We start from the raw sequence: 13448 nt of genomic DNA, 5'->3' as shown, positions 1-13448 counted from the left end.
GCCTCCATGTCCCTACGCAATATCTACCTTTCCATGATTCCCCTGGAACAGGCCAGACAGCTTACCCTTGAAGCCTTTGGCCGCACCACAAAAAGGCATGAGAGTCTTCAGGCATCAGAGGCCACAGGCCGGGTGCTGGCAAAGGCTGTTTTTGCTGCTGTCTCCTCCCCCCCCTTTCATGTGGCCGCCATGGACGGATATGCCATCCGGGCAGAAGAAACCTTCCATGCCTCGGAACAGAGTCCCGTATTCCTTCAGGAAGAAAAGAATGCCTTTGCCGTGAACACGGGGCAGGTTCTGCCGGAAAGCTGTGATGCCGTGGTCATGATCGAAAAGGTCACACCGGAAAAAATGGGGCTGCGCCTTGAGGCTCCGGTTTTCCCATGGCAGCATGTCCGAAAAATCGGAGAAGACATTGTGGCAACGGAAATGCTCTTTCCCGCCACCCACGAAATCACCCCCTACTGCATCGGTGCCCTGCTCTCGGGCGGTGTGCGTCAGGTTCCGGTTCTGGCAGCACCCGGTGTTCTCATTCTTCCCACCGGCTCCGAGCTGGTTGACGCCAAACGGGATCCTGCCCTCCTTAAACCCGGAGAGGTCATTGAATCCAACAGCCATGTGCTGGGCAAGCTCAGCGAAGCCTGCGGAGGCCGCTGGATTCCTGCCCCTTCCATAAAGGATGAGGTTCAGCTGCTGGCAAAATGCATTGAGGAAGCCGCCAGCCGGGAGGATGTGGATATCATCCTCACCGTTGGCGGATCTTCTGCAGGCTCCCATGATTTTACCCGCCTTGCCGTAGAAGAAATCGGAGAAATCCTTTTCCATGGCATCACCATGATGCCGGGCAAACCCGTGGTGCTGGGCAAAGTGGCAGAAAAACCCGTATTCGGAATTCCCGGCTATCCCGTATCCGCCATCCTTGCCTTTGAAGAACTGGTCAGACCCCTGATCCGCAGCCTTCTGGGCAGGCCGGATATTCCAAGACCCCGCTGCCCTGTCTTTTTATCCAGAGCCATCCCCTCAAAACTCGGCCTTGAAGAATTTGTCCGGGTAAGGCTGGCGGAAGTATACGGACGCACCATAGCCGCCCCCCTTCCCAGGGGAGCCGGATGCATCACCTCCATCACAGAGGCCGATGCCATCCTCCGTATCCCCGCCCACAGCGAAGGCATGGCCGCAGGTTCCGAAGCCATGGCTGAACTGCTGCGCCCCATGGAAGAAATCCACAACACCCTCCTTGTGACGGGAAGCCATGACAATGCCCTGGATCTGCTGGCCAACGAACTGAAACCCATGGGCATCCGGCTTTCATCCAGCCATGTGGGCAGCATGGGAGGTCTCCTTGCCATCCGCAGCAGAAGCTGCCACATGGCAGGCTCCCATCTCCTGGACCCGGAAGACGGCAGCTATAACCAGAGTGCCATCCGCCGGGTTCTGCCGGATACCCCCGTATGCCGCCTCCATCTGGCCGTCCGGATTCAGGGGTTTATTGTGGCAAAGGGCAATCCCCTTAAAATCCTTCATGTGCAGGATCTTGCAAGACCTGAGGTCCGCTTCATCAACCGCCAGCCGGGCTCCGGCACCCGTATTCTGCTGGATTATGAGCTGAAAAAAAATCAGATGGCTCCCCATACCATCCGGGGCTATGACAATGAGGAAACTACCCACATGGCCATTGCTGCAGCCGTTCTTGGAAACAGTGCCGATACAGGACTCGGTATTGCCGCCGCTGCCGGAGCCTTAGGCCTTGACTTTGTACCCCTTACCCCGGAAACCTATGAACTGATCTTTCCGCTAGAACTGGAAGAAACACCCCGGATACAGGCGGTGATAAAAATTCTTTCCTCGGAAGCATTCAGACAGGCCCTTGAAAAGCTCGGAGGTTATGACACCAAAAAAACAGGCACCATCATAAGGCCTGAAAAGAGCCAGGGTTGAAACCCTTGATTTTTCTGGCGTGAAAAGGCAAAAAGAAAAAAGAATATCTTATTTAAAGATAAAATTGATTCCCCATCCCTGTCTGCAGGAAACAGATAAAAAAGAATGGTAATTATTCAGCACATTTTTCCCTGAAAGATTGTTCTTTAATTTCAAAATCTTGGTTCCAGCAAAAGACAATCGGGCTGTTTGTGAGTGACATTGCAATCGTTTCGGATCAGAGCTTCGCAGGCCTGTGCGAAAGAAGCGGCAAACTGTCTGAGCCGCCACAAAGGCAGCGTGCTGAAGCTTGCCATGGTAATCAAAAAGCTTATCCTGCCTGTGGCGGGGGGTTTTTTCCGCTTCCGCACAGGGCAAGAAGCTCTAAGAATAAGATTGCGTCACGAACAAATGGTCCGGTTGTCTATGCACCTGATTAAAGGTATCCGATTTACCAAAGGAAAATTGTGCTGAACAGTTACAAAAGAATGCAGATAAGGAATAACGGATTTCCACATTTAAAAAAACATAAGGAGCAGACATGAACCCCGGTATTTTCAGGGAATACGATATCAGAGGCATTGCAGAAAAAGATTTCAAAGTGATTGATGTCAAAGACATTGGCAGGGCCATGGGTACCCACATGACCGCCAATGGCTGCAAAACCATTGCCGTGGGCCGGGACTGCCGCAGCACTTCCGACATCTATGAAGAGGCTCTGGTCGAGGGTCTCATCTCCACGGGTATGGACGTGGTAAAAATCGGCATCTGCCCCACACCCGTACTTTACTTTGCCACCCACCATCTGAAAACCGATGCGGGCATCATTGTCACAGCCAGCCATAACCCCCCTGAATACAATGGCTTTAAAACCACCATGGCAGGCGCTTCCCTTTTTGGTGAAGAATTGCAAACCATCCGGAAAATCATCACAGAAAAAGCCTTTTCTGTGGCAGATACACCGGGAGAAATTTCAGCCAAAGATCCCATCCCCGCTTATCTGGAACGCATTCGGACGGATATTCAGATCAAAAAACCCATGAAGGTAGTGGTGGATGCGGGCAATGGCACAGGCGGCGTGGTGGCCCTGCCCCTCCTTGAGGCCCTTGAATGCGAGGTCATTCCCCTCTTCTGTGATATGGACGGCTCTTTCCCCAACCATGAAGCCGACCCCACCATTGCCGAAAACCTTGCGGATCTTATCCGTACCGTAAAGGAAACAGGTGCGGATGTGGGCATCGGCTATGACGGGGATGCGGATCGCATTGGTGTGGTGGGGCCGGATGGCCGTATTTTCCACGGGGATCAGCTCATGATTCTCTTTTCAAGGGAAATCCTCAAAACCCGCCCCGGCGCCACCTTCATCTCCGAAGTCAAGTGTTCCCAGACCCTGTATGATGATATTGCGGCAAAGGGCGGCAAGCCCATCATGTGGCGCACGGGACACTCTCTGATCAAGCAGAAAATGAAGGAAACCGGTGCTGTTCTGGCAGGGGAAATGAGCGGACACATGTTCTTCGCAGATCGTTACTATGGCTACGATGATGCGATCTATGCCACATGCAGGCTTCTGGAAATCCTTTCTTCCACAAAAAAAAGCCTCAATGACCTTCTCGCCGATGTACCCGAAACCTTCAACACGCCTGAAATCCGTGTGGACTGCGAAGATGAGATAAAGTTTAACATTGTCCGGGCCATCACCGCCCACTACCAGAAAACCCACAAGGTGATTGACATAGACGGTGCCAGAGTGCTCTTCGATGAGGGCTGGGGGCTGGTGCGGGCATCCAACACACAGCCTGCCCTTGTCCTGCGCTTTGAAGGAAACAGCCCGGAAGCCAGAGACGCCATAAGGGTGGAGATGGAAAAGCAGGTCCATGCCGTCTCCGCAGCACTTCAGTCAAAAAGTGCATAAAGACTGACTGTATCAGAAATGACAAGGCACAGATATTGCGGTGCAAAAATAAATCTGATTACTACCCTGACTCAGCCAAAGCCCGCTGGTCAGATTGTTGTCAGGCCTATGGTGCGGGCTTTATACTCTGCGTGGTCATTCTTGATACATGGGGCAGTCTTGAAACGATATTGCAGGGGCAGGCCCCCGTGCCTGCCCTGGTTTTGGGCAACCACGGGGGCCTGCCCCTACAAAAAACCCATTTCCGATTCAGAATCGGTGGATTGTGGAAACGATTGGCCCTGTTTTGTGTAGGGGCACCCTTTATTACGGGTGCTAAGCTAACATGCGTAAAATCTGGTCATATAATTTACATAATCAAGGCCTGTATGGCTGAAAGACAGTGTGAATCAGAAAAAAGTGTGGCACCCCTTGCATTTCTGATGCATTGCATGATAAAAAAACAGAACTTATATACATTCAGGAAAAGAAGACAGGCAAAAGCGGTTTACACTTTAAAAACACCCCGATCATCAGCCATACTTTTTCTGAGAAAAAAATGCCCGGGAAGACAGCTATTCAGCCCTTCAGCACGACAGACGGTATCCATGGCCTTCACTGTACACAGTCTTTAAGATTTTTCTCCATGGACTTCCTTTCCATGCGGCATTTGCAAACAAAGCGGAACGTCCATGACGAACCGATAAAAGGCCGGCAGGCAATGCCACCGATTTGTATTCTCTGCCACAACCGTGTTCAAAGGAGGAAGTGTTTTGGAAAAGTCTGAAGGTACCGTCAAGTGGTTCAGCGACAAAAAAGGCTATGGTTTTATCGAAAAGGACAGCGGAGGTGATATTTTTGTACATCATTCTTCCATTATGATGCAGGGCTTCCGTACCCTTGCAGAGGGTGAGCGTGTAGATTTTGAGATTGAGCAGAACGATCGGGGGGCTGCCGCCAAAAACGTTTCCAGGGTCTGATCAATTATACTCCAAACGGTCAGCCTTGAAACATTTAAAAATTTCAGGCTTACGATGTACTGCATAGGTCACTGTAATGGTAGAAGCGGCTTCCAGCCGCTTTAAAGAATGCGCCAGAATGGCGCATCTACAAAACACAGCAATACGGTGCAGACTGCTGTTCAGGAGTTTTTCAACATCGTTTTAAGACTGGCCCGTGTATTAAAAAAGACCGTTCGGAGTATAAAAAAACATCCATAGAGAGGGGGAAGACAGCCATACAGGCCTGTTCCCCCTCTTTTTTGTTCAGTCCCAACCCAAATCTGCCACAAAAATTATATTTAAAAAGTCCTGAATTTAGCGCATAAGCGCAATGTAAAGTTTTAATAACAACAACAACCCGAATTAAAAGAATAAGACATCAGGCAATCTGATTACCACAGTCTTTCAGCCACAGGAACCTTAAGCCATGGAAATTACATGACCAGATTTTACGATTGTTGGCTTAGCACCCGTAAAGGGGCCCCTACAAAAGAGGGGTCGTAAAAAACATTCGTAGGGGCAGGCCTTGCGCCTGCCCGCGTATGAAAGCTCTCACCATGGGCCTGACAACAATCTGACCAGCAGGCTCTGGATGAGTCAGGGTAATAATCAGATTAGACAATACCCCAACAATAACCCCGAAAGAGGTATCCATGCAAACCAAAGGTATCATCCTCGCCGGAGGCTCCGGCACAAGGCTGTACCCCATCACAAGGGGGGTATCCAAGCAGCTTTTACCCATCTATGATAAGCCCATGATCTACTACCCCCTCTCGGTACTCATGCTGGCGGGTATCCGGGATATCCTTGTGATCACAACCCCGGAAGACCAGTATTCCTACCAGCGGCTCCTCGGGTATGGCTCGGATTTTGGTATCTCTTTGAGCTATGCCGTGCAGCCCAGCCCGGATGGTCTGGCCCAGGCTTTTATTATTGGTGAGAAGTTCATCGGAAAAGACAGGGTCTGTCTTGTGTTAGGAGACAACATCTTTTACGGGCAGGGCTTTACTCCCAAACTTCAAGAAGCCGCAGCAAGGAAAAAAGGGGCCACAGTATTCGGATATCAGGTGAAAGATCCGGAACGTTTTGGCGTGGTGGCCTTTGATGAAAACAGGCAGGCTGTTTCCATACAAGAAAAGCCAGCCACCCCTAAATCAAATTATGCTGTGACCGGCCTTTATTTTTATGATAATGAGGTCGTTCAGATTGCAAAGGAGGTAAAACCATCGGACAGGGGAGAGCTTGAGATCACCAGCATCAATCAGGAATATCTGAAACGTAAAACCCTGCATGTGGAACTTCTGGGCAGGGGCTTTGCATGGCTGGATACGGGAACCCATGAAAGTCTTCAGGAAGCGGGCATGTTTGTACAGACCATAGAAACACGGCAGGGCTTAAAGGTTGCCTGCCTCGAAGAAATTGCCCTGAGCAATGGCTGGCTGAGCCGGGAAGATGTTTTAAAAGCAGGAAACGCACTGAAAAAATCAGGCTATGGTCAGTATTTGCTGAGGCTCTGCAGGGAGAAAACATGACGCTTCTGAATTGGATTGATTTTGCTGTTCGTGGTGATGCAAGAGGCTCCCTTGTGGCCATTGAGGGGGGAAAAAATATCCCCTTTGAGATAAAACGTGTGTATTATATCTTCGAAACCAAAGAAGGCGTTGCCAGAGGGTTTCATGCCCATAAATCCTTGCAGCAGGTAGCGGTCTGTGTCCGTGGGAAATGCAGAATGATTCTGGATAATGGCAGAGTCCGTGAAGAAGCCTGGCTGGATTCGCCCTCAAAGGGGCTTTTCATCGGCAATATGATCTGGCGTGAAATGCATGATTTCAGCCCGGATTGTGTGCTGATGGTGCTTGCCAGTGAGTTTTATGATGAGGGTGATTATATTCGGGATTATGATACTTTTTTAACCGAGGTATGTATATGAATCTTAAAGGTAAAACTATACAACTCAGATTTGTGGAAGAGCCTGATGCTTCTTTTATTTTGAAATTACGCATTGATCCGAAATATAATCAGCATCTTTCACCTGTAAATCAGGATTTGGATGCTCAAATTAAATGGATCAGAAATTATAAAAAAGAAGAAGTTCTAGGAAAGCAATTCTACTTTATTATTGAAAGACTTGATGGTGTTCCTTGTGGAACGGTACGTGTTTATGATTTAAGAGAAGATTCTTTTTGTTGGGGAAGCTGGATTCTTAATGAAAATAAAACGAGGTATGCGTCTTTGGAGAGTGCTTTTTTAGTATATGATTTTGGTTTTAAAAAATTAGGATATAGTAAATCTCATTTTGACGTTATGAAGGAAAATAATAAGGTTATTGCTTTTCATAGAGCAATGGGAGCCTTAGAGACCGGGGAAGACCAACAAAACTTTTACTTTGAAATATCAGAAAAAGCGGTTGAAGATGCGAGAAAAATTTTAAAAGGAAAAGTTTTTTAGTGTTTTTTTGATGCACTGACATCAAAACATCTTTAAAATAAAAAGACAGACACCATGCATGCCATAAAATTCAGGGCTCAGGTAAAAAATGGCAGAATAGATGTGCCTGAAGCCTATCAGTATCTGGAATCCAGAACCATTGAAGTCATTGCCCTGTGTACAGAAGAAATTCCTGCGGTTTCAGACGCAGATCCCCTTTCTCCCACAGATATTGGGGTTATTTCCGATGAAGAACTCCATAAAAACTGGAAAAAATTTGCTTCCGAAGCATTAAGGTAATTCTTTGTAAAAAAAGGAATCAGAAAGATGAAGGTAAAAGTCATAAGACAGGGTTCAAGTTACGTTATTCCGATTCTGGAAAATACGGAGCTGGAGCTGGATTCCTTTTATGTGGAGATTGACCCTTCCCTTGAAGCTATGCTGCTCCGGATTGACCGTAGCGATACCCTCGTTAAACTCAGGAAGCTGAATGATGCCCTGGGCGGGGATGACTATCTTTCTTTCAAGCTGAAACATCTTCCTGAAAACTATAGCCACACCACGAGCCGCAGTGATGACGACATCCTTGCAGATGCCCTGATGGAAAAATATGGAAAATAAATTTCTCATAGATGTGAACATCGCACTGGATATTCTGCTGGACAGGCTGGACGCATCTCCAAGAACCTATGAGCTGTTTCAAAGGCTGAAATCCCTTCCAACCATTTATCTATCCACCTCCCAGTTGCATACCATAGCCTTTATTTTTTTTAAGGAAGGTAAAAAGAGCAGGCCCTCGTATATTCTTCAAAAGGAATGGCAGCTTTTTTTAAAACTTTTTACCCTGATAAAAACCCCTGCCTGTCTGGATACGAATGATCCCCTGTTCCAGAGGGACACCGGGGCTTACCTCATTGAGGCATCCGCAAAGGTTGTCGGGGCAAAAATTATCACCCGTGATACGGCTTTTCTCAGGGCTTCCGGGCATGCGGTTTCCATAGATGATTTTTTATCCCTTCCGGTTCAGAAAGAAAAGAACGTTGCTTTTCTGGATCTGAAAGCCATCAACCAAGCCCATGCATCAGGCCTTGAAAGGGCCTTTGACGAGGTGCTGCACAGCGGCTGGTACATTCAGGGCCAGCAGGTGAAAGCCTTTGAAACAGAATTTGCCGCATATTGTGGAACTCCCTTCTGCATTGGCGTTGCCAATGGGCTGGATGCCCTGACCCTCACCCTCAGGGCCTGGAAAGAAATGGGCAGGCTCAAGGAAGGGGATAAGATCCTTGTGCCGGCCAATACTTACATTGCCAGTGTTCTTGCCATCACGGAAAACCGCATGATCCCCGTACTGGTGGAGCCGGATCCTGCAACTTTCAATATCAGCCCTTCAGAAATTCTTAAATCTCTGGATTCAAAAACAAAGGCCATTCTGCCCGTGCATCTTTACGGACAGATGGCGGATATGTCAGCCATTATGGACATTGCGAAAAAGCATGATCTTCTGGTGCTGGAAGATGCGGCCCAGGCCCACGGTGCGTTTATCTGCGGTAAAAAAGCCGGGAGCTGGGGCCATGCTGCGGGATTCAGTTTTTATCCGGGAAAAAACCTTGGGGCCTTAGGCGATGCCGGAGCCGTTACCACCCTTGATGAAGAGCTGGCCCTCACCATCCGTGCCCTTGGCAATTACGGAAGTCATAAAAAATATGAAAATCTTTATCAGGGAGTAAACAGCAGGCTGGATGAGATGCAGGCCGCCCTTTTGAGGGTGAAGCTTCCCCATCTGGATCGGGACATTGAAAAAAGACAGGCTGTGGCGAGGCAGTACATGGAGGGTCTTACCCACCCGGATATTTTACTCCCTGCCTGGAAGGGAGATGCTTCCCATGTCTTCCATCTTTTTGTGCTGCGTTGTCGAAAACGGGATGCCTTGCAGGCATATCTTGCTGAAAAGGGTATTCAGACCCTGATTCATTATCCCATTCCCCCCCATAGACAAAACGCCTATGGCGCATGGAACGGGATGGAATTGCCCCTTACGGAGCAGATTCATAAGGAGGTTTTGAGCCTGCCCATGGGGCCGACAATTCCTGATGCTGAAGTATTTGAGGTGATAAAGGGTCTCAATGAATTTAATTAAGACTTCCCTTCTTACCTTTATTGCCACAGCCATCAAAATGATTTCAGGACTTGTGATCAACAAGGCGGTTTCCATCTATATCGGCCCTTCCGGACTTGCACTGGTGGGCCAGTTTCATAATTTTATGCAATTAACGCTGACCCTTGCCCAGGGTGCCATCAATAATGGCGTAACAAAGTACACTGCGGAATATGGTAAAGACAGTCCTCAAATACCACTGCTGTTCAGCACTGCATCCAGAATAAGCATTGTTTGCTCAGTGGTGGTTGGGGGTGTAATCATTGCAGTAGCACCATGGGCATCAGAATGGTTTTTAAAATCAGTTGATTATGTGTATGTTTTTGTGGTTTTTGGTTTTACTCTTGTGCTTTTTGTTTTGAATAATCTGCTGCTGTCCATTATCAACGGCCTTAAAGAGATAAAAACCTTTGTAAGCATCAATATAATACAAAGCCTTTACAGTCTTGTTTTTACATCTTTACTTATCGTTTTTATGGGGCTGCACGGTGCTTTGCTAGCCCTTGCAACCAATCAGTCCGTTGTTTTTTTTGTGATATTATACCTCCTGCGGAAACATTCCACCATCCGTCTTCATAATTTCCGCAAGGGCTTCAGCGGGCCGGAAGGTAAAAAACTCCTAGGTTACGCTGCCATGGCTCTGACTTCTGCGGCAACAGTTCCCGTCTCCCATCTGCTTATACGAAATTTTCTGGGAGAAACCCTTGGATGGGATCAGGCTGGTTACTGGCAGGCTATCTGGTATATCTCCACCATGTATCTCATGGTTGTGACCACATCTTTGAGTATTTATTACCTGCCAAGGCTTTCAGAGATTCAAGAAAAGGCCGAGCTCCGCAGAGAAATTCTGAATGGGTACGCCATTATCCTCCCTATAGTCATATTGCTTTCGTCAGGAATTTTTTTTCTGAAAGATTTTATTATCTGGCTTCTGTTTACTCCGGATTTTTATCCCATGCGGGAACTGTTTTTGATTCAGCTTGTGGGGGACGTTGTAAAGATAGTCTCCTGGCTGTTAGCTTATTTAATGCTGGCTAAGGCTATGACTAAAGCATTTATCCTTACAGAGATTGTTTTTTCAGCTTCTTTTGTAGGTTTAGTATTCTATTTTGTTAGTTTTTATGGGCTGGTTGGGGTTACATATGCGTATGCTGTGAATTATATATTGTATCTATTGATAATGGCCTGGATAGTTAAAGGGGAAATATATGAGCAGCGTGACTGAAAGACAATCTCTTGTAAGTGTTGCTATCATCACATACAATCAGAAGGAATACCTGCGTGAATGCATAGAGTCTGTTCTCGCCCAGGACTATCCCAATATCGAAATTGTTGTGGCGGATGACTGTTCCACGGATAGCACGCAGGATATGCTCAGGGAATATGAGAAGCAGTATCCCGGCAGATTTATTTTGAAACTGGCAGAAAAAAATCAGGGAATAACCAAAAACTCCAACGAAGCACAATTTGCATGCACAGGAAAATATATAGCCTGGATGGGGGGAGACGATCTGATGCTGCCAGGCAAAATATCCAAACAGGTTGACTTTATGGAAGCCCGTGAAGATTGTGATATCTGTTACCATAATCTTGAAGTTTTTGATTCTGATACGGGAAAAAAGATCAGGTTATTTAATACCCCAAAAAATAAGTTCGAGGGTGATGTTCGTGTTTCTATACGGCAAAGCACCTTTAATGGTGCATGCTCCAATATGGTCAGGGCTTCAAAGGTGCCGGAGCACGGATTCAGAGAAACTCTTCCTGTAGCATCCGACTGGATGTATTGGATAGAAATTTTGCACTATGGTGGTGGTAAAATTTACTATATTGATGAAGTGTTAGGGCGTTATCGAAAACATGCCAATAATGTAACAAGGCCTGAAACCTATATAACTCAGAATGAGTTAGATCATCTTAATACTTGTAATTTAATAATGTCATTAGACGCTGCTTATTTTCCAGATGCACTTTATATCTATGCTAAAAGGTTGCAAGGATTGCGTCATAAGTTGAACTACCCTTCTGCCCTTCTGCGAAGTTTCGTCTTAAAACCTGGCTTAAAACCTCTTGCAGGTTTGTTTATTTATGGGCTTACACTTGGGAAAGTCAGGTTGTAGTTTTATGTGCGGAATTTCAGGTTTTCTGGATTTTAAAAAAAAATCCACCCATGCGAATTTAAAAAAAATGACCGATACCCTGGTCCACAGGGGGCCGGATGATAGCGGGTATTTTTTTGAAACATCCCCCGAAGCCCATATTGGATTAGGGCACAGAAGGCTTTCCATCATTGATCTTTCATCCCATGGCAGTCAGCCCATGGCCTTTGAAAATCTTGTGATGGTCTATAACGGGGAAATTTACAATTTCAAAGAGATCCGTAAAGAGTTGGAAAACTTAAATTATACATTTACTTCTTCCAGTGATACGGAGGTGGCATTAAAGGCTTTTCACAGGTGGGGCATCCGGGCCGTAGATAAGTTTAATGGCATGTTTGCCATGGCAATCTATGACAGAATAAAAAGCAAGCTGACCCTCATACGGGATCGGGCCGGGGTAAAGCCTCTTTTCTGGTATCATAAAAACGGGCTTTTCCTCTTTGGCAGTGAGCTGAAAAGTTTTCATCAGCATCCGTCCTTTGAAAAACACCTGAATACAGATGGCCTGGCCTTGTATCTTCAGTTTGGTTACATCCCCCAGCCTCACACAATTTTTTGCCATACCCACAAGCTCAGAGCCGGTCATTTTCTTGAAGTTGACCTTGGTCGTGAGCATATCCGGGAGGAAAAATACTGGGATGTTTTTGATTATTATCAGAAACGCAAGCTTAAAATCAGCGAAGCCGATGCCATTACAGAAACAGAGAAAATCCTGAAGTCCGCCTGTGAATACCGTATGATTGCCGATGTTCCAGTGGGAATGTTCTTAAGCGGTGGGTATGACAGTTCTTTGGTGACGGCGTTATTGCAAAAAGACAGAACGGAAAAGCTGAAAACTTTTTCCATCGGCTTTCATGAGGAAAAATACAATGAGGCCCATTATGCCAGGGAAGTTGCCACATGGCTGGGGACGGATCACACAGAATACTATTGCACACCCAAAGATGCTTTGGATATCATCCCCCTTTTGCCGGAAATATATGACGAACCCTTTGGAGACAGCAGCGCCATCCCCACAACCCTTGTAAGCCGTATTGCAAGGCAGTCTGTTACGGTTAGCCTTAGTGCCGATGGTGGGGATGAAGTTTTTGGAGGTTATGAAAAATATCAGCAGGCTTTAAAGGTGAATAGAATTCTTTCCTTTCTTCCCGCAAAAAATGTAATTTCTGCATCCTTAATTGATATTGAACCGGAAAACCTTGGTTTTATAAATAAAATTCTAAGGTTTGACAGGCGCTTCAGAAAGGTGACACAGGCTCTTGAATCCAGCCATGCTGGAAATATACAGGCTCTTGTAAGCAGTGTTTTTACACCAAAAGAAATAAGGCAGTTTCTGTTAGCCGGATCGTCTTCAGCCAGTACGGCTTTTGATGATTTTATTTTGCTGGACAAGCAACTGTCCGTTCTTGACCGCCTGCTTGCTATTGATTATAAATCCTACCAGTTAGATGATATTTTAGTCAAGGTGGACAGGGCTACCATGTCAGTCAGTTTAGAGGGCAGAGAGCCGCTGTTGGATCACCGGATTATTGAATATGTAGCTCGTTTAGATTCTTGCTTAAAGATTAAGAAGGGTAATAAAAAATACTTACTCAAAGAAATTGTCCATAGGTATTTGCCAAAAGAGATGATGGACAGACCCAAAAAAGGGTTTAGTGTGCCTGTTTTTTATTGGTTTAAAAATGAACTCAGACAGTTTTTGCTGCACTATCTGGATGAACAGAAAATTCGGGAAGCTGGCATTTTTAATCCCTTGAAGGTTGCCAGGTTGCGCGATACCTATCTGGCTGGCAGCAATTTGAATATTAACCAGATCTGGCTTTTGCTGATGTTCGAAATGTGGAGAGAAAAATGGTTAAAATAATTGGTTTTCGTTGCCCGGTGCTTTGATTATGGAC

The 13448-nt window shown here is 46.5% G+C and carries 12 protein-coding genes; all 12 read left to right on the top strand.

Features of this window, described 5'->3' with window-relative positions:
- Positions 1-6: 6 nt before the first annotated feature.
- A complete protein-coding gene (locus LZ24_RS02655) occupies positions 7-1938 on the top strand; it encodes a molybdopterin biosynthesis protein (RefSeq protein WP_144682046.1) in 1932 nt (643 codons plus the stop codon).
- A 520-nt stretch (positions 1939-2458) separates the two neighbouring features.
- On the top strand, positions 2459-3832 hold the full coding sequence (locus LZ24_RS02650; protein ID WP_144682044.1) for a phosphomannomutase/phosphoglucomutase: 1374 nt from the start codon (positions 2459-2461) through the stop codon (positions 3830-3832).
- 752 nt (positions 3833-4584) lie between these two features.
- Positions 4585-4791: a cold shock domain-containing protein gene (locus LZ24_RS02645; protein WP_144682042.1), complete on the top strand. Its 207-nt coding sequence runs from the start codon at positions 4585-4587 to the stop codon at positions 4789-4791.
- Between the two features lie 674 nt (positions 4792-5465).
- The gene (gene rfbA / locus LZ24_RS02640) at positions 5466-6344 is read left to right on the top strand and encodes a glucose-1-phosphate thymidylyltransferase RfbA (RefSeq protein ID WP_144682041.1); all 879 of its coding nucleotides are present in this window, start codon (positions 5466-5468) and stop codon (positions 6342-6344) included.
- On the top strand, positions 6341-6742 hold the full coding sequence (locus LZ24_RS02635; RefSeq protein WP_144682039.1) for a sugar 3,4-ketoisomerase: 402 nt from the start codon (positions 6341-6343) through the stop codon (positions 6740-6742). Before rfbA ends, LZ24_RS02635 begins: the two co-directional genes overlap by 4 nt.
- The gene (locus LZ24_RS02630) at positions 6739-7260 is read left to right on the top strand and encodes a GNAT family N-acetyltransferase (RefSeq protein ID WP_144682037.1); all 522 of its coding nucleotides are present in this window, start codon (positions 6739-6741) and stop codon (positions 7258-7260) included. Before LZ24_RS02635 ends, LZ24_RS02630 begins: the two co-directional genes overlap by 4 nt.
- Positions 7261-7314: 54 nt before the next feature.
- The gene (locus LZ24_RS02625; RefSeq protein WP_144682035.1) at positions 7315-7539 is read left to right on the top strand and encodes a hypothetical protein; all 225 of its coding nucleotides are present in this window, start codon (positions 7315-7317) and stop codon (positions 7537-7539) included.
- A 27-nt stretch (positions 7540-7566) separates the two neighbouring features.
- Entirely contained in the window at positions 7567-7860 is a 294-nt protein-coding gene (locus LZ24_RS02620; RefSeq protein WP_144682033.1) for a hypothetical protein, read from the top strand.
- A complete protein-coding gene (locus LZ24_RS02615) occupies positions 7850-9376 on the top strand; it encodes a DegT/DnrJ/EryC1/StrS family aminotransferase (RefSeq protein WP_144682031.1) in 1527 nt (508 codons plus the stop codon). The genes LZ24_RS02620 and LZ24_RS02615 overlap by 11 nt, the downstream gene beginning before the upstream one ends.
- Positions 9363-10619 carry an O-antigen translocase gene (locus LZ24_RS02610; protein WP_144682029.1) on the top strand — a complete coding sequence of 419 codons (1257 nt, stop codon included), beginning with the start codon at positions 9363-9365 and terminating at the stop codon, positions 10617-10619. The genes LZ24_RS02615 and LZ24_RS02610 overlap by 14 nt, the downstream gene beginning before the upstream one ends.
- Complete coding sequence (locus LZ24_RS02605) at positions 10603-11511, top strand: glycosyltransferase (protein WP_144682027.1); 909 nt, start codon at positions 10603-10605, stop codon at positions 11509-11511. Before LZ24_RS02610 ends, LZ24_RS02605 begins: the two co-directional genes overlap by 17 nt.
- Positions 11480-13414 carry an asparagine synthase (glutamine-hydrolyzing) gene (asnB, locus tag LZ24_RS02600; RefSeq protein ID WP_342779247.1) on the top strand — a complete coding sequence of 645 codons (1935 nt, stop codon included), beginning with the start codon at positions 11480-11482 and terminating at the stop codon, positions 13412-13414. The genes LZ24_RS02605 and asnB overlap by 32 nt, the downstream gene beginning before the upstream one ends.
- Positions 13415-13448: the final 34 nt, after the last annotated feature.

The sequence above is a fragment of the Desulfobotulus alkaliphilus genome, assembly GCF_007830435.1.
Lineage (GTDB): Bacteria > Desulfobacterota > Desulfobacteria > Desulfobacterales > ASO4-4 > Desulfobotulus > Desulfobotulus alkaliphilus.
Note: the sequence above shows the minus strand (reverse complement) of the source record. Positions and strands in the feature narration are given on the sequence as shown.